Consider the following 23176-nt stretch of genomic DNA (forward strand, 5'->3'; position numbering starts at 1 on the left):
CCGGGCTTTTCCCTTCGGTCTTGCGTTTCCGACTCTATCAGATCTTTCCGATCCGATTTCCTCGGTGCTTTCCGGCTTCTTCGGTTTCCCGTTTCAGCCTTCCTGCGTTTCCGACTCTATCAGATCCTTTCGGGCCTGATTCCCAGTCAGCGGGAGTTGTCTTCGCGGCTGTTGGGCCGTTCCGACGCTCAAACTCTAGCGGATTTCCCGGGTCCCTCATAATCGAGGTTTTCGAAATGAATTTCGGCATGCCGAAATTCGTCCCGGTCGGGAGATCGTGCTGGGTTGAGTTGCCGCATCAGCGGCGGGAGTGGCTGCCGCAGAACCGTTCCGGCCCCGTGACAACTCGGAGAACACTACGGATACGGACGGGGCGTGTCAACCCCCGCCCGGTGAGGGCCGGACACCCCCTCCACAGAGGGCGTCAGTCCAGGTCGGTGAGCCGGCCGCCCGCGTCCGGCTGGGTGTGTTCCACGCGGCGGAGCAGGCGGATCAGCATCTCGCCGAGGACACCGCGCTCGTCGCTCGACAGGTCCTGGAGGAGCTCCTCCTCGAAGTCCGTCGCCATCCGCATCGCCTCGAGCCACTTCGAGCGGCCCTCGTCGGTCAGCTCCACGATCACGCGGACCCGGTTGTTCTCGTCGCGGTCGCGCGTCACCAGGCCCTCGCCCGCCATGCGGTCGATGCGGTGGGTCATCGCGGCCGGGGTGAGGCCGAGGCGCTTGGCCAGCTCACCGGGGCCCAGGCGGTAAGGGGCGCCCGAGAGGACCAGGGTCTTCAGGACCTCCCACTCGGCGTTGCTGATGCCGAGATCGGCGACCTGGCGGCCGTACGCGACGTTCATCCGGCGGTTCAGGCGGCCGAGGGCCGAGACCACCTTCTCGACCTGGGGGTCGAGGTCGCGGTACTCGCGCTGATAGGCGGCGATCTGCTCGTCGAGGCTCGGCTCCTGCAGGGACTGCGGGCCGGACTGCTCGGGTGTGTCGGACATGCGCCGAGTATTCCACGGCCCACGTTGGCGTTGAAGTCCTTCGATGTGTACAGTTAAGGATCGAACTTTAGGATTGAAGTCTTCAGGGCTCAGGGGTACAAGCCTGAACCCGCGATCGAAGTGGGTGAGTGTGACCAAGGCGATGGGTGCAGCGATGCGCCGGATCCAGGCGGGGAGCGCGCTGAGCGCGTTCGGACTCGGCTTCACCGTTCCGTACCTCTATGTGTACGTCGCCCAGGTGCGGGATCTGGGCGCGACCACGGCGGGCATCGTGCTCGCCGCCTTCGCCATGGCCGCGCTGGTCGTCCTTCCGTTCAGCGGGCGCGCCATCGACCGGCGCGGGCCCGTCCCCGTCCTTCTGGTCGCCGCCGTGCTGGCCTCGCTCGGCGCCCTGGGCATGGGGCTGTCCGGCAGCGTGGCCTCGGTCGTGGGGTCCGCGGCGCTGCTCGGTGCCGGTACGGCCGTGATGCAGCCGGCGCTGGCGACGATGATCGTCTGGTGCTCGGACCCGGCCGGCCGGACCCGCTCCTTCGCGATGCAGTTCTTCCTGCAGAACCTCGGGCTCGGCGTCGGCGGCCTGATCGGCGGCCAGCTCGTCGACGAGAGCCGGCCCGGCAGCTTCCTCCTTCTCTTCTCGATCGAGTCGGCGATGTTCCTCGTTCTCGCCGCGATCGTGCTGACCGTGCGGATTCCGGGATCCCCGGCCCTCCAGGGCAGCCGGCCGGCCGGTTCGAAGGGCGGCGGTGTCCGGGCGCTGCTGGGACACAAGGCCATGGTGCAGCTGTGCGTCCTTGGCTTCGTCCTGTTCTTCGCCTGCTACGGGCAGTTCGAGTCGGGTCTCGCGGCGTACGGGACCGAGGCCGCTGGCATCCAGCCGTCGACGCTCGGGATCGCGCTCGCCGCCAATACGGCGGTCATCGTCGTCGCCCAGTTCGTGGTGCTGCGGTTCGTCGAGCGCCGCAGGCGGAGCCGGGTGATCGCGGCCGTCGGTCTGATCTGGACCGTGGCGTGGGTCTTCGCCGGGTACGCGGGGCTCGGCCACGGCAGCCAGGCCATGGCGACGGCGGCGTTCGTCTCCACGTACGCCCTCTTCGGGCTCGGTGAGGCGATGCTGTCGCCGACGGTGGCGCCGCTGGTGGCCGACCTGGCGCCGGAGGCGATGGTCGGGCAGTACAACTCGGCGTTCGCCCTGGTGAAGCAGCTCGCGCTGGCGGTCGGACCGGCCGTGGGCGGCCCCATGGGGGCCGCGCTGCACGGGCCGTACATCGTGACCTTCGTGCTCTTCTCGCTCGGGATCACCTTCCTGGCGCTGCGGCTCGGCAGGCAGCTCACGCCCGAGCAGGACCAGCCGTCGCTCGTCGCCCGGCCGTCCCGGGTGGTGGCACGCCACCAGCCCGAGAAGGAGACCCTGGCCGCCTGAGGCCCGGGGCCGGTGGGCCCGCGGGCCCGAGCGGACCGGCTCAGTCCGGCAGGGCGAACTCGCACCAGACCGCCTTGCCGCCGCCGGGTGTGCGGCGGCTCCCCCAGGACGAGGCGATCGTCGCGATGATCGAGATTCCGCGGCCCGCCTCGTCCTCCGTCTCCGCCCTGCGGCGGCGCGGCAGATGGTCGTCGCCGTCGGTGACCTCGATGATCAGCCGCCGGTCGGTGCGGCGCAGCCGCAGGCGCATCGGCGGGGTGCCGTGCTGGAGGGAGTTCGCCACCAGCTCGCTGGTGGCGAGGACGCCCAGATCGCGCAGTTCGACGGGGAAGCGCCAGCTGGAGAGGACGCCCGACGCGAAGGCACGCGCGCGGGGAGCGGCCTCGACACCGCCGAGGAGTTCCAGGGCGGCGTTGTGGAACAGCTCGGCGTCGGATCCCTTGCGGGCAGGGTGCTGGACGACGAGGACGGCGACGTCGTCGTCGTGCTCGGCGGTGACGCCGAGCGAGCGCAGCAGCCGGTCGCAGACGACCTGCGGGGTGCCGGTGGCGCCGGAGAGCGCCCGCTCCAGGGCGGCGACCCCTTCGTCGATGTCCTCGCGGCGGCGCTCGACCAGGCCGTCGGTGTAGAGGACGGCGCTGGAGCCGGGGGGCAGGGCGATGCTGCCGGAGGTGTGCAGCCAGCCTCCGGTGCCGAGCGGGGGCCCGGTGGGGTCCGCGGCGCGCCGGACGGAGCCGTCCGCGTCCCTGACGAGGATCGGCAGGTGGCCGGCGGAGGCGTAGACGAGCTTGCCTTCGTTCGGGTCGTGCACGGCGTAGACGCAGGTGGCGATCTGGCTGGCGTCGATCTCGGCGGCGAGGCCGTCGAGGAGCTGGAGCACTTCGTGCGGGGGCAGGTCGAGCCGGGCGTAGGCCCGCACGGCGGTGCGGAGCTGGCCCATGACGGCGGCGGCGCGCACGCCGCGGCCCATCACGTCCCCGATGACGAGCGCGGTCCGCCCCGCGCCGAGGGTGATGACGTCGTACCAGTCGCCGCCGACGGCCGCGTCGGTGCCGCCGGGCTGGTACGTGGCGGCGATGCGCAGGTCGTCGGGCTGCTCCAGCTCCTGAGGGAGCAGGGAGCGCTGGAGGGTGACGGCGGTCTCGCGGTGGCGGCGCTCGCTGGTGCGCAGCCGCTCGGCGGCCTCGGCGTGGTCGGTGACGTCGGCGGCGTGTACGAGGACACCGCCGCCGGCGAAGCGCGAGGACTCCACCGGCAGGCAGGTGACGGTGTACGAGCCGCCGTCGCGGGTCTTGCGGGACTTGACCGTGCGGGGCTTGCCGCTGCGCAGGACCTGGTCCATCAGCGGCAGCAGGCCGAGCTCGTGGGCCTCGGGGCAGGCGTCGGCGACGGTCGCGCCGGCGGGCCGGGGGCCGAAGGCGGCGGCATAGGCGTCGTTGACGTACGCGATGCGGTGCTCCGGGCCGTGCGCGAGTGCGAGCAGGCCGGGGAGCCGGCCGATGACCTCCCGTACGGAGAAGTCGTCCAGGGCGGGGACGTCGGCAGCCTCGTCGGCGAGGTGCTCCAGCTGCGGCCCGTACTCACCGCGGGCCGCGGGCACGGAGCCTTCGGTCCCCCGCGCCGCCGTGCGGCGCTGCGTGCCGGGGAGCCGGGCGCTCCAACGGGTGAAGTTCACGGATCTGTATGCCTCGTGGTGTCGTTGGCCGTGCTTGAGTCACTCTGTGCAGGTGTGAGCCCACCTATGGTCACACGTCCAGTGTGACCGACCGCACTGACATCGGTGTCAGCCGGGCCTCGGGCCGTTCTTCGGGGGCGGGGGTGCGGCGGCGAGTTCGAATTCGGCGCGAGGGTGTTCGAGGGAGCCGAGGGAGACGATCTCGCGTTTGAACAGGCCCGAGAGGGTCCATTCGGCCAGGACGCGGGCCTTGCGGTTGAAGGTCGGGACGCGGCTGAGGTGGTAGGCGCGGTGCATGAACCACGCGGGGTAGCCCTTGAGCTTACGTCCGTAGACGTGGGCGACGCCCTTGTGGAGTCCGAGGGAGGCTACCGAACCGGCGTAGGCGTGGGCGTACTCCTTGAGGGGCTGCCCGCGCAGGGAGGCGGCGATGTTCTCGGCGAGGACCTTGGTCTGGCGCACCGCGTGCTGGGCGTTGGGGGCGCACTCCCGGCCGGGTTCGTCGGCGGTGACGTCGGGGACGGAGGCCGCGTCGCCGGCGGCCCAGGCGTGTTCGACGCCCTCGACGGTGAGGTTCGCCGTGCACTTCAGCCGCCCGCGTTCGTTCAGTGGCAGGTCGGTGGCGGCGAGGACGGGCGCGGGTTTGACGCCGGCCGTCCACACGACGGTACGGGTGGGGATCCGGGTGCCGTCGCTGAGGGCGGCCACGCGGTCCTCGCAGGATTCGAGCCGGGTGTCGAGGCGTACGTCGATGTTGCGGGCGCGCAGTTCGCGGATCGCGTACGTGCCCATCTCCGCGCCCACTTCGGGGAGGATCCGGTGGGTGGCCTCCACGAGCACCCAGCGCAGGTCCTCGGGCTTGATGTTGTGGTAGTACCGCGCGGTGTAGCGGGCCATGTCCTCCAGCTCGGCGAGCGCCTCGACCCCGGCGTAGCCGCCGCCGACGAAGACGAAGGTGAGGGCGGCGTCGCGCAGGCCCGGGTCGCGGGTGGAGGAGGCGATGTCCATCTGCTCGATGACGTGGTTGCGCAGCCCGATGGCCTCTTCGACGGTCTTGAAGCCGATGGCGTACTCGGCGAGGCCGGGGACGGGCAGGGTGCGGGAGACCGAGCCGGGCGCGATGACGAGCTCGTCGTAGGTGAGCTGGACGGTGCCGGTGCCCTCCTCCTCGGTGGCGAGGGTGGAGAGGGTCGCGGTCCGCTTGGCGTGGTCGACGGAGTGGACCTCGCCGATGACGATCCCGCACTTGTCGAGGACGCGACGGAGCGGGACGACGACGTGGCGCGGGGAGATCGAACCGGCGGCCGCCTCGGGGAGGAAGGGCTGGTACGTCATGTACGGGTCGGGCGTGACCACCACGATCTCGACGGCACCGCTTCTCAGCTCGGCCTTGAGCTGCCGCTGCAGGCGCAGCGCGGTGTACATCCCGACGTAGCCACCGCCGACAACGAGAATGCGCGCAGGTTCGGTCACTGTCCCATGACGCACCGCCGTTCGGGGTTTGTCCACAGGCCCGGCAAATTGTGTGACCGCGGATGTGCGGGGGCGTGGGGTGGCGCGTGGGGTGGGTACCGGGGGAAGTACGCAGGTCAGGCCGGGCGCGCGGGGCGAAGTGGAGGGCGGGAATCGGGAGAGTTCCGGTCCTTGCTCCGATCGGGGGGCGCACCGTACGGAACTCCCCCTTCTGAATTGACCCCGACTCAACTATGTTCGTACCTCGTCGGGGTATCGGACGGCCGTGCGCGGACCAGAGCGCGGGGCAGGGGTCCGGGATCCCGTGTCAGGGCGGGGAAGTCTCCGGGGGGAGACATCATGAGCGGGGGAACGCTTATGCACATGCAGGATGCGTATGGCCAGACCGTCGTCGCGGCGACGGACGGCCATGTCAACGGACGTACGGGCACGCCGACGGGGATGTCGGGTGTCTCGGCCGGGATACCGGCGGCGCCTTCGGGCATCGGCCGGGCGGCCCCGCTGCGCGTGGACGCGCAGCGCAATCTCGAGCACGTCCTGCGCGCGGCGCGCGAGGTCTTCGGCGAGCTGGGATACGGCGCGCCGATGGAGGACGTGGCGCGTCGCGCCCGGGTCGGCGTGGGCACGGTCTACCGCCGCTTCCCCAGCAAGGACGTGCTGGTGCGCCGGATAGCCGAGGAGGAGACCGCCCGGCTGACCGATCAGGCGCGGACGGCGCTGGGGCAGGAGGAGGAGCCGTGGTCGGCCCTCTCCCGGTTCCTGCGGACGTCGGTGGCCTCGGGCGCGGGGCGGCTGCTGCCGCCGCAGGTGCTGAGGGTCGGCGTGGACGAGGGTACGGCCGGCGAGGGCGAGCCGCCCGTCGGCGAGGGGCGCTCCTCGGAGGACGCGGTGCGGGTGCCGCACCAGCGGAACGTCGGCGACCAGGCCTCGGCCCGGGTCATCGCGCCGCGCGCGGTGCCGGTGGCCGAGCAGGACGACGCCGGTGCGGCGGAGCTCCTGGAGGTCGTCGGGCGGCTGGTCGACCGGGCGCGCGAGGCGGGTGAGCTGCGGGCCGACGTGACCGTGGCGGACGTCCTCCTCGTCATCGCCACGGCGGCGCCCGCCCTGCCGGACGCGGTCCAGCAGGCGGCGGCCTCGGCCCGGCTCCTGGACATCCTGCTGGAGGGCCTGCGGTCGCGGTAGCGGGGTCGCCCGCCGGGCCGTGCCGACGGGCGTCCGGCGGCGGGGATCCGGGTGGGAACGCGTCTGGGCCCGTGCTCGTGCCTGCTGATCGTGAACGCGCGGGTCGGCGTGCGACTGCTCGTGCGAACTCATGGGAACGGGCGCTCGGTTACGCCCCGTCCGGGGGAGTCGCCCCGGACGAGTGGTAAGTGGAGTTGAGGGCTCGGCATGCCCGCGCCCTGTGTCACGCTTGGCCGGTGTTCTGGTCTAGGGCGTGCGTACGGGGGCTTCCGCGATGAGCGGTGACGGACGGGACGAGCCGCTGGGCCAGGGCGGTGCCACGGGGACCGACCGGCCGGCCGTGCGGCAGGTGCCGAGCCAGGGCGGCCCGGGAGGCTCCTCCGGCGCCCCGAGGGGCGCGGCGGCCGCGCCCGTGGGTTCCGAGCCGAGCGTCCCCCAGCAGCGCGAACGCGGCGGGCCGGGGCAGGGCGACGGCGGGACGTTCTACCGGGACGGCGCGGACGACGGCGGGGTGCTGCCGCCGCCGGTCGAGCTGCCGCCCTCCGACGGCGAGTTGATCCAGCTCATGCGGGGCGGCGACGACAGCGCGTACGAAGAGCTGTTCCGACGCCACTCCGACGCCGTGCGGCGCTACGCCCGGACCTGCTGCCGGGACGCGCACACCGCCGACGACCTGACGGCGGAGGTGTTCGCCCGCACCCTCCAGGCCGTACGGGGCGGGGCCGGACCCGAGCAGGCGGTACGCGCCTACCTCCTGACCACCGTCCGGCGGGTCGCGGCGAACTGGACCAGGACCCGGAAGCGGGAGCACCTGGTCGAGGACTTCGCGGTGTTCGCGGCGCACGCCGCCCACGGCTCGGAGGTGTCCGACCAGGACACCCTGGACCTCGGCGCCGACGTCCGGGCCATGCACGAGGCCGAACAGTCCCTCGCCATGCAGGCGTTCAGGTCGCTGCCCGAGCGCTGGCAGGCCGTGCTCTGGCACACCACCGTCGAGGAGGAATCACCCAGCGAGGTCGCCCCGCTGTTCGGGCTGACCGCCAACGCCACCGCAGTCCTGGCCAGCCGGGCCCGGGAGGGTCTGAAGCAGGCCTATCTCCAGGCACACGTCAGTCAGTCCCTCACCGCGGGCGGGGACTGCGCCCGCTACGCCGACCGGCTCGGCGCCCACGCGCGCGGCGGGCTGCGGATGCGGGCCGAGCGCGGGCTGCGCAAGCACCTGGAGGAGTGCGCCAAGTGCCGGCTCGCCGCAGGGGAGCTGGCACACGTCAACGCCGGTATCCCCGCGCTGCTGCCGGTCGCCGTCGTCGGCTGGTTCGCCGCCGGGTTCTCGCTCAAGGCCGCGGGCGCCGTGGCCGGTGGCGCCGCCGGGGCCGCCGGGGCCGGTGCGGCGGCCGCCGCCACGGGCGCCGGTTCGTCCGGCACGGCCGGCGCCTCGTCCGCCGCCGTCGCCGAAGGGCTCGGCGCACCGGTGAAGGCGGGGATCGCGGCCGCGGTGGCCGTCGCCGCGACCGCCGGACTGGTGTGGGCGCTCTCCGGCGACCCGCGGCCGGTCGCCGGGCCCGCACCCACGCCGCAGACCGTCGCCCCCGTCGTCCCCTCGACGCCCGTCTCCCCGCCGAAGCCGAAGCCCTCGCCCACCCGGCCGCCCGCGCCTGCCCGGAGCGCCGCCGCCCCCGCGCCGGAGCCGACGCCCGCCGCCACCCGGCCGGTGGCGCCCCGCCCGGTGCCGAAGCCGCAGCCGAAACCCACGCCCACGCCGGCTCCGACACCCGCACCGACCCTGCCGAAGCCCCCGCCACCGCCCGCTCCGCCGACGTTCTACCAGGTCAGCAGGTTGGAGTACGGCATCGTCGGCGACGGCACCAAGCCCGAGGTGCGGCTCGGTGACAGCAGCCCCCTGTGGCAGCGCCGCGGCCTCTCGATGAGCGGCACGCGGTACGCGCACGGCGTGACCGTGCAGGCGCCCTCCTCGCTCACCATCGACCTCAACCGGCAGTGCACCGGCTACGACGCGGTCGTCGGCATCGACGACATGAGCGCCCCCCTCGGAGTCGGCGGCATCCGCTTCTCCGTCCACGGCGACGGCCGACGGCTGTGGCGCTCCGCCGTGGTCCGGCCGGGCGATCCGGCGGTTCCGGTGCACGTCGGCATCGCCGGCCACCGGACGCTCCGCCTGGTGGTGGAGCCCCAGACGCCGTTCGGCCGGGTCGCCGTCGCGGACTGGGCGCACTCGCAGATCACCTGCGCCTGAGCAGGCCCCTCCCCCGTCGCCCGACGGACACGTTCCCCCGAGCCGGACGCCCCCGTCGCGGGACGCCCCCGTCGCGGGACGCCTCCGTCGCGGGACGCCCCCGTCGCGGGCCGGGCGGGGCTTTCCGCACGGCCTACGCCATGAGCGACCTGGACGACGGCACCAGGGGCCCCGGGACCGCGCGTTGGCGGGGGGCCGGGGCGGCGGAGCCCGTCCAGCAGGAGCCGCGGCGGGCCAGGAGGCGGCGGAGCCAGAGTTCGGTGGAGACCAGGTCGGCGAGGCCGTCCAGGGGGACCGGTGCGCCGTCGGCGGCCGCGCGCAGCGCCTCACGGACCACGCGGGCCTCGATCAGGCCCGCGTCCGCGAGGAGCGGGGCGTCGAAGACGGCGAGGAGGTCGGGGAGGGCGGCGCGCAGTCCCGCGCGGGCGGCGGCGGCCGGGACCGCCGGGTTCGGCGCACCCCAGCCGGGCGGCAGGTCCTGGACGCCCGCCCCGGTCAGGACCGTGCGCAGGACGTTCGCCCGGGCGCCCGGCTGGACCCGGAGCGATTCGGGCAGGGCGCGGCAGGCGCGCACCACCTGGTTGTCCAGGAACGGCGCGTGCAGCCGCTGGCCGCGGATCTCGGCCGCCTGCTCCAGGACCCGGTGGTCGGCCGCGGCCCGCGCGAGCGCCGCACGCGCGCGTGCCTCCCCCGGGCGCTGCACCGACGCCGGCAGGATCGCCGCCCGCTGCAGGCGAACCGATACTTCGGCGAGGGCCTCCCCCGTCAGCCACCGTGCCGCCGGACCCGGCCGCGACCAGGTCAGCGCGGAGAGGGACGCCTCCAGGGGCCCGAAAGCGCCCGACGGGGCCCGGTTCGCCTCCAGGAGGGTGGCCGCGGCGGCCTCCAGACCGGTGCGGTACGGCGTACGGGCCAGGCGGCGGGCCGCGCGGTAGACGGTCAGCGGGACGAGGAGCGAACCGGCCGAGGTGCCCGTCGCCTTGGCGAGCGCCGTCACCGGGCGTACGAGCGATCTGCGGCGCCGGTCCATCAACAGGTCGGCGAGGCGCGCCGGATGGGCGTCGAGGACCTGCCGGGCGCCAAGGCCGGTGAAGTGGTCCGCGCTGCCGCCCGCGAGGCGCCGCCGGTGCCGGCCGGCCACGACCAGGGACGGGCCCGGCTCGTCCGTCAGCGGTCCGTCCAGCTCCGCGTAGGGCAGCGCCTCCTCGCCGGCCGCGACGACGACGTGGTGCAGCCGGGGGTTGGCGGCGATCGCCCGGGCCCGCTCCAGCTCCTCCTCGCGGTGGATGCCGGCGCGGGTGGCCAGGTCGTTGAAGGTGACCGCGAGCAGCCGTTCGCCGGCGCCGGTGCCGTGGCCCAGGATCGTGCCGGGCACCCCGGGAAGCCCGGCAGCCAGCAGGGCGAGCGTGCCGGAGGCGCTGCCTCCGGACAGGTCGGCGCCGATCCCGGGCGCCGGCCCGCCGCCCCGGGCGGCCCGCCGTTCCGCGGGTCCCATGCCGGGGACGGGCCCCGGGTCCGGAAGCGGTGTCTCGGGGGCGTGCCGGGGCGCGGTGAGCCGGGCCCGTACCCCCTCGACCAGCGCGTCCCGTACCCCTTCCACCGCCCGTCGCGGCTCGGTCTCCGCCGCGGCGACGGCGAGGGAGGCCACCGGTTCGTAGCCGGTGATCTCGCGCGAGCCCTCGCGCAGGATCAGGGCGTGGCCGGGCGGCACCCGCTTCACGCCCTCGTACGGTGTGGAGTCGCGCAGCGCCTCCGGGGTCTCGGGGCAGGCGAGCAGTGCGGCGAGATGGCCGATGTCGAGCTGGGCCTCGATGAGGTCGGCGAGCGGCAGGGCCGCGGTGGCGTACGCGGTGCCGTTCGCCCAGGGGGTGTGGAACACCGGCCGGGCGCCGGCCAGGTCGCCGGTGACGGTGATCCGGCGGCCGACCTGGACGACGACGGTGTAGCTGCCCGCCCAGGCGGTGAGATGCCGCAACGCGCCGCCGCGGGCGGCGAACAGGCCGCTCCTCAGCTCCTCGTCGCTCGCGGCGCAGCAGCCGAAGACGGCGAGGCGGCTGTGCGGGTCGACACCGACGATCCGTACCTCGTCGGGGCGCCAATCGCCCACCGCCCACAGGGGATCGGGGTCACCCCACAGGAGTTGTGCGCCCACCGGGTGCAGCGTGCGCCCCTCGGCCGCCGTCTCGCCGCCCATGCCGCCGGCGCCTCCCACGGCTCCCGCCGTACCCGGGGAACCCGCGGCGCCCGCGAAGCCGTTCGAGCCGTGGACGGAGGAGCCGTGGACGTGCGCGCCCGCGGAGCCGTACGGGCCCGCGAAGCCGTCCGGGCCATGGGAACCGTACGAGCTCGGGGAACCGTACGGGCCCGGGGAACCCGCCGTTCCGGAGGCTCCCGCCGTGCCCGGGAAGCCGGACGTCCCCGCCGTTCCGAAGCTCGCGGCGACACTGCTCCAGCCCACCAGCCATCGCATCGGCGCCTCCACGTCCGTTCGGTGGAGGACATGCTGCCACGACAACAGCGCGCGGGACGGGCCGCGTGGCCGGGTGCGCGAAAGGCGAATGGGCCTCTGGCATTGGCCAGTTGCCCACCGTCGTCATTCGGCCATTCTCGGGGGCTCATCGGCCGTCGGCAGTCCGGGAGGCGCTGATCGCCTCCCGGAGCCGTCCGCCGCCCGCGGGGAGGGGGCGACGGTATCCCCCAGCCCACCGGTTCTCAGCCGGGTGGGCCGACCCACGCAGCACTCATGGAAGCGCTCCCCCTCCGGCCGGGCGAGAGCGCACGGCCGGGCGCACGGCCACACACCCGGAGCGCGCTCCCCGGCGCCGCCCCCGGCATCCGCGGCGGTGACCCCGTGCGCCGTCCGGCCGTCCCGGGCCGGTCCACACAACAATCCCGCCATACGGCACACCGCCCCTTAACGGTAGGGATGCGGCGAACTACGCTGTGTTTACGAATGCCGCACGCTTATGCCCGGTGTCGCGGCGGCCGTCTGGGTGGTCGAGGGGTGGCGTCATGTCCAGGGAGCAACGCGGGCCGAACGAAAAGCTCGGCACGGTTCTCGCCCTCGCGGGAATCAGCAACGCCGGCCTCGCCCGGCGGGTCAACGACCTCGGGGCGCAGCGGGGGCTGACGCTCCGCTACGACAAGACGTCGGTGGCCCGGTGGGTGTCGAAGGGGATGGTGCCGCAGGGCGCCGCCCCGCATCTGATCGCCGCCGCGATCGGCCAGAAGCTCGGCCGTCCCGTGCCGCTCCACGAGATCGGCCTCGCGGACGCCGACCCGGCGCCCGAAGTGGGGCTCGCCTTCCCCCGTGACGTGGGCGAGGCGGTCCGTTCCGCCACCGATCTCTACCGGCTGGATCTGGCCGGTCGGCGGGCCGGCGGGGGCGGGATCTGGCAGTCGCTGGCCGGATCCTTCGCGGTCAGCGCCTACGCCACCCCCGCCTCCCGATGGCTGATAACCCCCGCCGACTCCTCCGTGGAGCGGCTGCTGCGACGCTCCGGGGCGGCCGGAGCCGGTGGTACGGACGGGGTCGGCGGGATCGGCGCGCCGGGCGGGATCGAGGAGACGGCGGAAGCGCCGGAGACCGGCCTCCACGCGCGCGTGGGGCACAGCGATGTCGCCAAGCTGCGGGAGGCCGCCGAGGACGCGCGCCGCTGGGACTCCAAGTACGGCGGCGGCGACTGGCGTTCCTCCATGGTCCCGGAGTGCTTACGCGTCGACGCGGCCCCACTGCTGCTCGGCTCCTACTCCGACGAGGTCGGCCGGGCGCTGTTCGGCGCGACGGCGGAGCTGACCCGGCTGGCCGGCTGGATGGCCTTCGACACCGGCCAGCAGGAAGCCGCCCAGCGCTACTACATCCAGGCGCTGCGCCTCGCGCGCGCCGCCGCCGATGTCCCCCTCGGCGGCTATGTCCTCGCCTCGATGTCGCTCCAGGCCACCTACCGCGGCTTCGCCGACGAGGGCGTGGACCTCGCCCAGGCCGCCCTGGAGCGCAACCGCGGGCTCGCCACCGCCCGCACGCTCTCCTTCTTCCGGCTCGTCGAGGCCCGGGCGCACGCCAAGGCCAACGACGGGGCGGCCGCCGCCGCGGCGCTCAAGGCCGCCGAGGGGTGGCTGGAGCGCTCCCGGGAGGGCGACGCCGACCCGTCCTGGCTGGGCTTCTACTCGTACGACCGGTTCTGCGCCGACGCCGCCGAGTGCTACCGCGACCTCAAGGCCCCGCGCCAGGTGCGCCGCTTCACCGAGCAGGCGCTGTCCCGGCCGACGGAGGAGTACGTCCGCTCGCACGGGCTGCGGCTCGTGGTGTCGGCCGTCGCCGAACTGGAGTCGGGCAATCTGGACGCGGCCTGCGCCGCCGGCACGCGCGCGGTGGAGGTGGCCGGACGGATCTCGTCCGCCCGGACCACGGAGTACGTCCGCGATCTGCTGCACCGGCTCGAACCGTACGGCGACGAGCCGAGGGTCATGGAGCTGCGCGAGCGGGCCCGGCCGCTGCTCATGACTCCGGCGTGACGCGTGTCCCACCGGGTTTAACGGGATTGTCAGTGGGCCAGTGCACTATCGGGGTGGGAGGTGGTGCAGGTGTCCGGGGCGCAGGCGTCCGTACGGGACGTGGACAGCGACGTGCTCGTGATCGGCGGCGGGATCGTCGGCCTGTCGACGGCGTACGCCCTGACCCGTGCCGCGCCCGGCACACGCGTCACCGTCCTGGAGAAGGAGCACGCCCCGGCCCGCCACCAGACGGGACGCAACAGCGGTGTGATCCACAGCGGGATCTATTACCGCCCGGGATCGCTGAAGGCCCGCTTCGCGGTCGCGGGCGCGGCCGAGATGGTCAAGTTCTGCGCCGAGTACGACCTGCCGTACGAGGTCACGGGCAAGCTGATCGTCGCCACCGCGCGCGAGGAGCTGCCCCGGCTGCACGCGCTCGTGCAGCGCGGCCGGGAGAACGGCATTCCGGTGCGGGAGCTGGGACCCGCGCAGATCAGCGCGTACGAGCCGAGGGTGCGGGGTCTCGCGGCGATCCACGTCGGCACGACGGGGATCTGCGACTACGGCGCGGTGGCGGCGCAGCTCGCCGAGGCATCCGGGGCCCGGATCCTGTACGGCTCGGAGGTCACCGCGATCGACCGGCGGCCGTGGGGTGTGGCCGTCCGCACCGCGTCCGGCACCATCGTGCGCGGCCGGGTCCTGGTCAACTGCGCCGGGCTCCACTGCGACCGGGTCGCACGCCTCGCGGGCGACGACCCCGAGATGCGGATCGTCCCCTTCCGCGGTGAGTACTACGAACTGGCCGACCCCTCGCTCGTGCGTGGCTTGGTGTATCCGGTGCCCGACCCCGCCTTCCCCTTCCTCGGGGTCCACCTGACCCGGGGCATCGACGGCGGTGTCCATGTCGGCCCGAACGCGGTGCCGGCGCTGGCCCGGGAGGGGTACGGCTGGTCGGTCGTGCGCCCGGGCGACCTCGCCGGGACGCTGGCATGGCCGGGATCCTGGGCCATCGCGCGGGAACACTGGCGGTACGGCGCGGGCGAGCTGCGGCGATCGCTGTCGAAGCGGGCCTTCACGGAAGCGGTGCGCAGGCTGCTGCCGGTCGTGGAGGAGCGGGATCTGCGGCGGGCCGACGCGGGCGTCCGCGCCCAGGCCGTCCTCCGGGACGGGACCCTGGTCGACGACTTCCTGATCCGCGAGTCGGCGAGGACGGTGCACGTGCTGAACGCCCCGTCCCCGGCGGCCACGGCCTCGCTTCCGATCGGCCGGGAGGTCGCCCTGCGGGCGCTGGCGCTGCTGTAGACGTGGGCTTCGCGGGGCGCCCCGTAGAATTGCCGCATTGTGTCTGAGTCCCGTGAAACCCTTCCGCGCCCGGCCGCCGAGCCCGTCCTCGCCGAGCCTGTTGCCGCCGCCGAGCCCGTCGTCGCCCGGCGGGGCAGCCGGATGTTCGCCGCCGGGGAAGGGCCGCTGCCCGACCCCGCCGGATCGCACCACGAGCGGCGGATCCGCAGCTTCCAGCCCCGGCGCAGCCGCGTCACCGCAGGTCAGGCCGAGGCCATGCTCAAGCGCTGGCCGGACTGGGGCCTGGACATCGACGGCAAGCGGGTCCTCGACCTGAACGCGATGTTCGGCGGCCTCCCTGTCGTCCTGGAGATCGGCTTCGGCATGGGCGAGGCCACCGCGAAGATGGCCGCCGCCGACCCCGGCACCGGCATCCTCGCCGTGGACGTCCACACCCCCGGCCAGGGCAACCTCCTCGGTCTCGCCGACCGGGGCGGGCTCGAGAACGTACGGGTCGCCAACGGCGACGCGATCATCCTGCTGCGCGAGATGCTCACCGCCGACGCCCTCGACGGCTGCCGCGTCTACTTCCCGGACCCCTGGCCCAAGAAGCGCCACCACAAGCGGCGCCTCATCCAGCCCGAGTTCCTCACTCTCCTCGCGACCCGGATGAAGCCCGGTGCGATCCTGCACTGCGCCACGGACTGGGAGGAGTACGCCGAGCAGATGCTGGACGTCCTCTCCGCGCATCCCGACTTCGCGAACACACAGCCCGACGGCGGCTACGCCCCCCGCCCGGAGTTCCGCCCCCGCACCCGTTTCGAGGGGCAGGGCCTCGACAAGGGCCATGTGGTGCACGACCTGCTCTTCCGGCGTAGGTAGCCCCGGCTTTTCCACAGGTGGGGCCCGTTCCGGTGCTCCTGGCTAACGCCCGGGGCCGGCTTGTCCACAGGTCGCGGAACTCGCGCGCACTCTGTCGGTGCGGCTCGTTAGGGTCGTTCACGTGTCGAATCCGTTTCTCTCCCCCGTGCCCGCCCGGGACACCGAGGAGCCGGCCTTCCCCGGCGTCCCCGGCCGTGCCCAGTGGCGCTACCGGCCCCGCCGCGCCTTCTGGCGCAGCAAGGTGGTCCGGGCCGTCGCCGTGGTCACGGTGCTCGCGCTCTGCGCCCTGGTGATCCTCGGGTTGGTGCGGCACGAGACGGGCACGGAGGGGTTCCTCGTCGGGCTCGGTCTGGCCGTGCTGCCCGTGCCGCTCCTGATGGCCGCGTTCCGCTGGCTCGACCGGGTGGAGCCGAGCCCCTGGAAGAACCAGCTCTTCGCCTTCGCCTGGGGCGCCTTCGCGGCCGCGCTGGTGGCGCTGACGGCCAACACGTTCGCGGTCCGCTGGATCGCGACCGCGACCGCCGACCCCGCCTCGGCGGACACCCTCGGCGCCACCGTCGTCGCCCCGGTCGTCGAGGAGAGCGCCAAGGCCGCCGCGGTCCTGCTGCTCTTCCTCTTCCGCCGACGGGACTTCACCGGAGTGGTCGACGGCGTGGTCGTCGCCGGGTTCACCGCCACCGGCTTCGCCTTCACCGAGAACATCCTCTATCTCGGCAGGGCCTTCGGGGAGGACCAGGAGTTCGGCGACTCGGGGTTCGGCTCGGTGACGGCCGGGACCTTCTTCGTACGGATCGTGATGTCGCCGTTCGCGCATCCGCTCTTCACGGTGCTCACCGGCATCGGCTTCGGATTCGCCGCCCTCGCCGCCCGCCGCCGGCGCGTCCGCCGCGTCCTGCTCCCCCTCGCCGGCCTGATACTCGCCATGGGCATGCACGCCCTGTGGAACGGCTCGGCCGTCTTCGGCGGCTGGTGGTTCCTCGTGGTGTACGGCGCCTTCATGGTGCCGGCGTTCGCGCTGCTGACCTGGCTGGCGATATGGAGCCGGCAGCGGGAGCTGCGGACCATATCCGGGCAGCTCCCGGCGTACGCGGCGGCCGGCTGGCTCTCGCCCGCCGAACCCCTCGCGCTCTCCTCCATGAGGGCCCGCTCGGTGGCCCGCGCCTTCGCCGCACGGACGTACGGCAAGACGGCGGCGCGGGCGGTCGGGGAGTACGAGGCGTTCGCGACGACCCTCGCCTTCCTGCGCCACCGGGCCGAGCGGGGCGCGGCGGAACCGGACTTCGCCGCCCGCGAGCAGGAGCTGCTGCACCACCTCTGGCACCGCAAGGCGGTCGCCTCGCCCGCGCTCACGTACGCGGCGCGGGCGACCGGGCAGGTATGGGCGCCGCCGCAGTACCTCGACTACAGCGGCTACAACCCCTATCGGAGCTGACGCGTTCGACGGCGGGACGCTCAGCCCCCTCGCGCGCAGCCGAGCGGTCGGACGGTCAGGCCCCCGTCGCGGAGCTCATGCCCTCGCCGCGGACTTCAGGCCCTGGCCGCGGTCGTTCAGGCCCGCGGACTTCAGGCCCGCGGGCGATGGTCAGAGGTTCAGGCCCTTGTCGCGCAGCCAGGCGGCCGGGTCCACGCCGGAGCCGCCCGGGGTCTTGACCTCCAGGTGGAGGTGCGGGCCGGTGACGTTGCCGGTGGCGCCGACGCGGCCGATCGTCTCGCCGGTGCCCACCGACTGGCCCGCGGAGGCGGTCATGGAGGACAGGTGGCAGTACCAGACCTCGGTACCGTCCGCGAGCTCCAGGACGATGCGGTAGCCGTACGAGCCGGACCAGCCTGCCGACTTGATGGTGCCGCCGTGGACGGCCTTGACCGGGGTGCCGGTGGGGGCGGCGAGGTCGAGGCCCGTGTGGTAGCCGGAGGACCACATCGAGCCGGACTCGCCGAACGTGGAGGTGATGACGTACGAGGAGGTGGGCAGGGCGTAGCTCGCGGCGAGCTTGGCCAGGCGCTCCGCCTCGGCCTTGGCCGCCGCCTCCGCCTCGGCCTTCTTCTTCGCCTCTGCGGCGGCCTTCTCCGCGGCGCTCGCCTTGGCTGCCGCTTCGGCGGCGGCCTTCTCGGCGGCCGCCTTCTCCGCCGCGGCCTTCTCGGCGGCGTCGGCGGAGGCCTGCTGCTGCTCGGCCTGCTGGAGGATGCGGGCGCGCAGCGCCTCGCCGGCGTCGGCGGTGGACGCGGAGGCGGAAGCGGCGGAGGCGGATCCGTTCGCGGAGCCGGCCGTCCCGGTCGTCTCGGTGGGCAGGGCGAGGGTGGCGGTGAGCGGCTGGAGGTTGTCCGTACCGGCGCCGTCGACGCCCTCGGTTCCGCCGGTGCCGTCCGCGATCAGTTCGCCGACGCCGGGCAGTTCGGAGGCGTCGGGGAGGTCGAGGTCGGGAAGGGAGATGGAGACGGCCGGCTTCTCCTGGGCGGTGGCCAGGCCGCCGGCGCCGACGGCGGCGATGACACCGACGCCGAGGACGGTGGAGGAGCGGGCGAAGCCGGAGCGCTGCTTGACCACGCGGTGGCGGCCACCGGAGCGGGCCTGCTGGCGGAGGGAGTCCTCGGTGGGATTCCACTCCTCCCACGCGCCGGTGTCGTTGTCCGTCCCGGCGGCACCCGAGGCACCGAACGCGTCGAAGGGGGCTTCGGGGGCAGGGGTGTTGGACGCCACGGAGGCGTGCTCCTTTCCTTCCTTCTCGCCTACCGGGTTAGCTGACGGGTTCGGAGCAGGAAGGTCTCCTACGAGCACTGCCGCACAGGTGCGAAAGCGCCCGATTCACCCCAAGTAGTGGTTCCCCGGTTCCTTTTCAGGATTCGGCGCGTGCGCACGGTGCCGTCTCTAACGACGGCTGGGACGACCGCGCTGCGTTATCGAACGTTAATAGACAGGGGGTCTGTATTCCAAGCTGTTCCTACTGATCGTTCATGGGATTGCGGGGTAATGGCCCGACTTGCCCCCCACATGACCCTGTTTCAGTGAAAAGGCGCCGACGAAACCGAATCTGATGTTTCGTCAATTGTTATCGGAGCGGGACCTTTCGATCACGGATGGTCACCACAGTCGGTCGTCATGGCACCGCAGGCCGTCACGGCACCACCGGCATGGTCCGGCGCCGCTCCGGCTGCCCGCGTGCCGGGCGGCTCACCGCCAGCAGCGCCATGTCGTCCGTCGTCCCGCCGCCCGTGTACCGCCGCACGTCGTCGACGAGCGCGTCCAGGAGCTCCTCCGGTCCGGGGAAGATCCGGCCGGCCAGCCGCTCGGCGGGATCGTAGAAGGTGCCGTGGGCGTCGCGCGCCTCGGAGAGGCCGTCGGTGTAGAGGAGCAGCGTGGCGCCCGGCGGGTACGGCGTCTCGTCGGCCCGGTCCGGCCAGGCGGCCAGATCGCCCATGCCGAGCGGCAGCGCGGACTGGCTCGGCGCCAGCATGGTCAGGCCGCCGTCGGTGTAGAGCATCAGCGGCTCCGGGTGCCCGCGGTTCACCACCCGTACGAGACCGGCGCCGCGCGGGATCTCCGCGAGGACGGCGGTGGTGAACCCCTCGGCGGCGTCCAGGCCGGTCCGCCGGGTGCCCTCGCGGGCCAGGGCCCGCTCCAGGCGCTGGGCCACGCCCTCCAGCGTCGACTCCTGCTCGGCGGCCTCCCGGAAGGCGCCGATGACGACGGCGACGGCCTCGACCGCGTCCATCCCCTTGCCCCGTACGTCGCCGACCACGACCCGTACGCCGTAGGGGGTGTCCTGGACGGCGAACAGGTCACCGCCGATGAACGCGTCGGCCTGCGCCGCCTCGTAGCGGGCGGCGACCTGCAGCCCGCCGATCCGCTCTGCGGGCGTCGGGAGCACGGCCTTCTGCGCCGCTTCGGCGATCACCCGCGCCGACGCCAGGCGTTCGCCGCTGCGGCGGACGACCCGGTTGATCAGCAGGGCGAGCGCGGCGACCGTGATGACGGTGAGGGTCTCGGTGAGGGCGGGGACGTCGGTGACGGTCCTGTTGTAGAGGTGCAGTCCGACGGAGGCGAGGACGGCGGCGATGCCGGTGAGCAGGGTCGTCAGCATCGAGAAGAGCGGCGCCGCGATGAGCGGGGCCGCGGAGAACAGCGGGGCGGCGGTGTAGGCGGGCGGGGTCGCCAGGTCGAAGACGACCCCTCCGGCGATGATCAGCGGGGGCAGGGCCCGGACGAACCGGCGGGCGCGCTCGGCCCGTGAGGGCGGACGCGGGCGGGGGTCCGGGCGCAGGTGGGGAAGGCCGTGCGGGCCCGGGTGCGGACGTGAGCGGCCGTGCGAGGGGGTGTTCGAGGCCTGACGCGGGCGTTCGTGCGGGCCCGGGCGCGGATGCCCGGAAGCCCCGTTCCCCGCCGCTCGCTGCCCCACCTGTGCTCTCCTGCCGGATCCGTGCACGGCGCCGGACGGTACCGTGCCCTTCCCAGCGTGCCGGTCGCCGCCCCGGGCGGCGACCCCGCGCCGCCGAGTGGAGTACGGCACGCGGCCGCCCCGGTAGCCCCGGTATCCCCGGTGGCCCCGGTGGCCCCGGCGGCCCCGGTGGCCCCGGCCGCCCCGGCGGCCTCCGGACAGCGTCCGGAGAGCGCCGGCCCCCCGTCGGGGCGTACGGCTCAGCCCGTCGCCGCCAGCCGGCCGCGCCGGGCCAGGGCCCCGATCGCCACCGCGCAGCCGAGACCGACCGCGGCCAGGACCAGCCACGGGGTGGCGGAGCCGCCGGCCACGTCGAGCAGCGCCCCCGTCCCCAGGTTCCCGAGGGTGATGCCGATCCCGCAGACGGTGTTGTACAGGCCGTAGTGCGTGGCGACCCACCGGCCGCCCGAGAGGGCGACGACCGTGTCCATCTCGTACGGGTAGAGGACCGCGTTCCCGAGCGCCAGGACCGCCGCGCACAGCAGCAGCCCCACCACCCCCGGCACCCCGGCCGGGAGCAGGAAGGCGGCGCCCATCAGCGCGAGGCCGAGCACCAGGCAGCGCTCCCGGGTCAGCCGGCGCCCGCACCAGGCCGTGATCCGGAGCTGGCCCGCCAGGGCGACGAGCGCCGAGACGACGAACAGGGCGGTGGTCGGCGCCGTGCCGTCCGCCGCGAGCGGCAGCGCGAGATAGACCTGGAAGGACAGGACGTACGAGCCGGTCATCGCGAGCGAGAAGAGCCAGAAGGTCCGGTTCGCGAGCACGGTACGGAACTGGCCCCGCCCGCCCCCGGCGTCCGGAGCCGCGTCCCCCCGGGCCCCGGCCCGTACCGGCAGGTGCCGGAGCTGCACCACCGTCAGGACGGCGAAGAGCGCCGCCGCCACCACGCACGTCAGCCGGAAGGAGACCCCGGTCAACGCCACCCCCACCAGCGGCCCGAGCAGGATCCCCGCCTGGTAGTGGATGTTGAAGAGGGCGAACGCCTCCACGCGCCGCTTCCCCGCCTCCGCCGCCAGGTACGCGCGGACGGCGGGGTTGAACAGCGCCCCCGCCAGTCCGGTCGCCACCGAGGCGGCGATCAGCACCGGCAGCGACTGGGCGAAGGCGAGCGCCCCGAAGCCGGCCGTCCGCAGCGCGCAGCCGGCGACGATCAGCGGCTTGAAGCCGAGCCGGTCGGCGAGGGCGCCGCCGATCAGGAACATGCCCTGCTGAGAGAGGTTGCGGGCACCGAGGACGAGCCCGACCGACCAGGCCGCCATGCCGAGCCCGTCGGCGAGATGCGCGGCGAGGTACGGCATCAGCATGTAGAAGCCGAGGTTGATGGTCAGCTGGTTGACCAGGAGCAGCCGCACGGCCGGGTCGAACGTACGGCTCCGCTTCCAGATCCCGCCCTCGGCGGGGACCGCGGTCGGGGCGCTCATCGGACCCGCTCCAGCACGCGCCGGGTCCAGCCGGTGACCGGCACGCCGCTCTCGTACGCCGCCGGTTCCTCCCGTACCGGCGCCTCCAGCAGCCCGTGCGCCGCGCAGAACTCGTCGCTGAACACCGAGTCGAAGTACCGCTGCGGCCCGTCGGGGAAGACGGCCGCGATCCGCGTGCCGCGCGGCCGGGTGCGGGCCAGCCAGCCCGCGACGAGGGCGACGGCGCCCACGCTCCAGCCGCCCGTGGCGAACTGCCGGGCCGCCAGCCGCCGGGCCGCGCGGACCGCGTCCTCGGGGCCCACCCAGTGGACCTCGTCGAAAGCGCCGTGGTCGACGTTGCCCGGATGGATGGACGAGCCGAGACCGCGCATCAGCCGTTCGCCCGCCGGGAGTCCGAAGACGGTGGAGCGGACGGAGTCCACGCCGACCAGTTCGAGGGCCGGGCTGCTGGTGGCGCGCAGCGCGCGGGAGATGCCGGCCGAGTGCCCGCCGGTGCCGACGGCGCAGACGAGGACGTCGATCCGGTCGAGCTGGGCGGAGAGTTCGGCGGCGAGTCCGGCGTACGACTCCGGGTTGTCGGGGTTGCCGTACTGGTCGGGCCACCAGGCCGGGGCGCCGTCGGCGCCGCGCAGGCGCGCCAGCAGTTCGCCGACCCGGTCCATGCGGGCCTGCTGCCAGCCACCGTCCGGCCGGGGCTCGGGGACGACGTGGACCCGGGCGCCGTGGGCGACGAGCATCCGCTCGACGATCGGTTCGAGGCCGGGGTCGGTGACGACGTGCACGGGGTGGCCGTGCAGCACGCCCGCGAGCGCGAGGCCCAGGCCGAGGGTGCCTGAGGTGGATTCGACGATCGGTGCCCCGGGCCGCAGCACACCGCGACGTCGGGCCTCGCCGACCATGTGGAGGGCGGCGCGGTCCTTGATGCCGCCGAAGTTGAAGCCTTCGAGCTTGGCCCAGTAACCGTCGTCCATCCGGAGGACGGGGGTGTTGCCGACGGTCTGCGCGGCGAGGGCGGGATCCGGCAGGGATGTACCGGGCAGAGATGTACCGGACAGGGAGGCGCTGGGCAAAGCGGTGCCGGGCAAAGCGGTGCCGGGCAAGGCGGTGCCGGGCAGGGCTGTGCCGGAGAGCAGGTCGTTCATCAGGGGGTTTGTCCTCGAGGTGGTGTGCCGGAAGGGAGCCTGGTCGTGTGCGGCGACCCGGCTCAGTTCCGGTCCACTCCGAGGGCGATCAGCAGGCGGCCGGGCTCGGGCCCCGGCCCCGCCCGGTCGCGGACGCACCGGGCGCGCGGATCGGCGGGGAAGACCTCGTCGTCGGCGAGGCGTACGGCTTCCCCGGCGTCCGGCGCGGCGAGCTGCGGGGCCGCGCCCTGCGCGGGCAGGTGCACGTCGAAGGACCAGGCCTCCCCGGTCCGCTCGCAGCCGTGCGGCAGCGCGGGGGCGGAGACGACGGCCGCGGCGGCCCCGCCGCCGGTGGGCGGCAGCGTGTGCCCGTGCGCGCCGTGGCAGACGCTGACGAGCAACGCGACGAGGGCGAGCAGAAGGAGGACGGCGGGCGCCCGCCGTCCTGCCTGTCGCGCGTCGACCACGCTTCGGTCACTCATGGTGCGCGTGACACTACGGCCCGCACTCGTCGGCGGGCAAAGGGACGGGCGGGAATTCGGCCACCTG

Annotated in this window: 16 protein-coding genes and 1 riboswitch; of the genes, 7 read left to right on the top strand and 9 right to left on the bottom strand. The window is 74.0% G+C overall.

The genetic code is table 11. From position 1 onward, the window contains the following. Positions 1–424 precede the first annotated feature (424 nt). Complete coding sequence (locus ACZ6RC_RS18600) at positions 425–991, bottom strand: MarR family winged helix-turn-helix transcriptional regulator (protein WP_391139706.1); 567 nt, start codon at positions 989–991, stop codon at positions 425–427. A gap of 142 nt (positions 992–1133) precedes the next feature. Here ACZ6RC_RS18600 and ACZ6RC_RS18605 point away from each other — a divergent pair, with 142 nt between their 5' ends. Continuing rightward, positions 1134–2411 (top strand): MFS transporter, encoded by a 1278-nt coding sequence (locus tag ACZ6RC_RS18605; RefSeq protein WP_469585686.1) that lies wholly within the window; start codon positions 1134–1136, stop codon positions 2409–2411. Positions 2412–2451: 40 nt separating this feature from the next. Here ACZ6RC_RS18605 and ACZ6RC_RS18610 read toward each other — a convergent pair whose 3' ends face one another. Further along, positions 2452–4086, bottom strand: a complete 1635-nt coding sequence (locus tag ACZ6RC_RS18610; RefSeq protein WP_391139707.1) for an ATP-binding SpoIIE family protein phosphatase — start codon at positions 4084–4086, stop codon at positions 2452–2454. Between the two features lie 108 nt (positions 4087–4194). Then, entirely contained in the window at positions 4195–5511 is a 1317-nt protein-coding gene (locus tag ACZ6RC_RS18615; RefSeq protein WP_469585689.1) for an NAD(P)/FAD-dependent oxidoreductase, read from the bottom strand. A gap of 405 nt (positions 5512–5916) precedes the next feature. Here ACZ6RC_RS18615 and ACZ6RC_RS18620 point away from each other — a divergent pair, with 405 nt between their 5' ends. Further along, positions 5917–6741 carry a TetR/AcrR family transcriptional regulator gene (locus ACZ6RC_RS18620; protein WP_391139709.1) on the top strand — a complete coding sequence of 275 codons (825 nt, stop codon included), beginning with the start codon at positions 5917–5919 and terminating at the stop codon, positions 6739–6741. 274 nt (positions 6742–7015) lie between these two features. Then, on the top strand, positions 7016–8995 hold the full coding sequence (locus tag ACZ6RC_RS18625) for a sigma-70 family RNA polymerase sigma factor (protein WP_469584422.1): 1980 nt from the start codon (positions 7016–7018) through the stop codon (positions 8993–8995). 133 nt (positions 8996–9128) lie between these two features. Here the strand turns inward: ACZ6RC_RS18625 and ACZ6RC_RS18630 are convergent, their stop codons facing one another. Next, on the bottom strand, positions 9129–11465 hold the full coding sequence (locus ACZ6RC_RS18630; RefSeq protein WP_469584425.1) for an asparagine synthase-related protein: 2337 nt from the start codon (positions 11463–11465) through the stop codon (positions 9129–9131). A 542-nt stretch (positions 11466–12007) separates the two neighbouring features. Here ACZ6RC_RS18630 and ACZ6RC_RS18635 point away from each other — a divergent pair. The 4 genes from ACZ6RC_RS18635 to ACZ6RC_RS18650 all read left to right on the top strand — a co-directional run bounded on the left by ACZ6RC_RS18635 (position 12008) and on the right by ACZ6RC_RS18650 (position 17084). Further along, positions 12008–13510, top strand: coding sequence for an MFS transporter (locus ACZ6RC_RS18635; protein ID WP_469584428.1), 1503 nt, complete (start codon positions 12008–12010; stop codon positions 13508–13510). Positions 13511–13570: 60 nt separating this feature from the next. Next, on the top strand, positions 13571–14791 hold the full coding sequence (gene lhgO / locus ACZ6RC_RS18640) for an L-2-hydroxyglutarate oxidase (protein ID WP_469584431.1): 1221 nt from the start codon (positions 13571–13573) through the stop codon (positions 14789–14791). 141 nt (positions 14792–14932) lie between these two features. Then, positions 14933–15652 carry a tRNA (guanosine(46)-N7)-methyltransferase TrmB gene (trmB, locus tag ACZ6RC_RS18645; RefSeq protein WP_469585691.1) on the top strand — a complete coding sequence of 240 codons (720 nt, stop codon included), beginning with the start codon at positions 14933–14935 and terminating at the stop codon, positions 15650–15652. A gap of 145 nt (positions 15653–15797) precedes the next feature. After that, positions 15798–17084 carry a PrsW family intramembrane metalloprotease gene (locus ACZ6RC_RS18650; RefSeq protein ID WP_469585694.1) on the top strand — a complete coding sequence of 429 codons (1287 nt, stop codon included), beginning with the start codon at positions 15798–15800 and terminating at the stop codon, positions 17082–17084. Between the two features lie 150 nt (positions 17085–17234). On the opposite strand, the gene ACZ6RC_RS18655 is transcribed toward ACZ6RC_RS18650, so the two are convergent. From ACZ6RC_RS18655 to ACZ6RC_RS18675, 5 genes are all read right to left on the bottom strand, one after another. Beyond that, on the bottom strand, positions 17235–18350 hold the full coding sequence (locus tag ACZ6RC_RS18655) for a M23 family metallopeptidase (RefSeq protein ID WP_469584434.1): 1116 nt from the start codon (positions 18348–18350) through the stop codon (positions 17235–17237). An 11-nt stretch (positions 18351–18361) separates the two neighbouring features. Next, positions 18362–18509: riboswitch (cyclic di-AMP (ydaO/yuaA leader) on the bottom strand. Between the two features lie 256 nt (positions 18510–18765). Then, positions 18766–19911, bottom strand: a complete 1146-nt coding sequence (locus ACZ6RC_RS18660; protein ID WP_453616465.1) for a PP2C family protein-serine/threonine phosphatase — start codon at positions 19909–19911, stop codon at positions 18766–18768. Between the two features lie 374 nt (positions 19912–20285). After that, the gene (locus ACZ6RC_RS18665) at positions 20286–21506 is read right to left on the bottom strand and encodes an MFS transporter (protein WP_469584437.1); all 1221 of its coding nucleotides are present in this window, start codon (positions 21504–21506) and stop codon (positions 20286–20288) included. Beyond that, entirely contained in the window at positions 21503–22477 is a 975-nt protein-coding gene (locus tag ACZ6RC_RS18670) for a PLP-dependent cysteine synthase family protein (RefSeq protein WP_469585697.1), read from the bottom strand. The genes ACZ6RC_RS18665 and ACZ6RC_RS18670 overlap by 4 nt, the downstream gene beginning before the upstream one ends. Positions 22478–22710: 233 nt before the next feature. Continuing rightward, positions 22711–23109, bottom strand: a complete 399-nt coding sequence (locus ACZ6RC_RS18675; protein ID WP_469584440.1) for a hypothetical protein — start codon at positions 23107–23109, stop codon at positions 22711–22713. Between the last annotated feature and the right edge of the window lie 67 nt (positions 23110–23176).

Source organism: Streptomyces sp. NPDC048353, from assembly GCF_055587165.1.

What these genes read in the sequence shown, in the direction of transcription:
- ACZ6RC_RS18605 (WP_469585686.1), top strand. Translation starts at nt 1,134, where the DNA reads ATGGGTGCAGCGATGCGCCGGATCCAGGCGGGGAGCGCGCTGAGCGCG.
- ACZ6RC_RS18620 (WP_391139709.1), top strand. Translation starts at nt 5,917, where the DNA reads ATGCACATGCAGGATGCGTATGGCCAGACCGTCGTCGCGGCGACGGAC.
- ACZ6RC_RS18635 (WP_469584428.1), top strand. Translation starts at nt 12,008, where the DNA reads ATGTCCAGGGAGCAACGCGGGCCGAACGAAAAGCTCGGCACGGTTCTC.
- ACZ6RC_RS18615 (WP_469585689.1), bottom strand. Translation starts at nt 5,511, where the DNA reads ATGTACACCGCGCTGCGCCTGCAGCGGCAGCTCAAGGCCGAGCTGAGA.
- ACZ6RC_RS18670 (WP_469585697.1), bottom strand. Translation starts at nt 22,477, where the DNA reads ATGGACGACGGTTACTGGGCCAAGCTCGAAGGCTTCAACTTCGGCGGC.
- ACZ6RC_RS18630 (WP_469584425.1), bottom strand. Translation starts at nt 11,465, where the DNA reads ATGCGATGGCTGGTGGGCTGGAGCAGTGTCGCCGCGAGCTTCGGAACG.
- ACZ6RC_RS18600 (WP_391139706.1), bottom strand. Translation starts at nt 991, where the DNA reads ATGTCCGACACACCCGAGCAGTCCGGCCCGCAGTCCCTGCAGGAGCCG.
- ACZ6RC_RS18625 (WP_469584422.1), top strand. Translation starts at nt 7,016, where the DNA reads ATGAGCGGTGACGGACGGGACGAGCCGCTGGGCCAGGGCGGTGCCACG.
- trmB (WP_469585691.1), top strand. Translation starts at nt 14,933, where the DNA reads ATGTTCGCCGCCGGGGAAGGGCCGCTGCCCGACCCCGCCGGATCGCAC.
- ACZ6RC_RS18665 (WP_469584437.1), bottom strand. Translation starts at nt 21,506, where the DNA reads ATGAGCGCCCCGACCGCGGTCCCCGCCGAGGGCGGGATCTGGAAGCGG.
- ACZ6RC_RS18675 (WP_469584440.1), bottom strand. Translation starts at nt 23,109, where the DNA reads ATGAGTGACCGAAGCGTGGTCGACGCGCGACAGGCAGGACGGCGGGCG.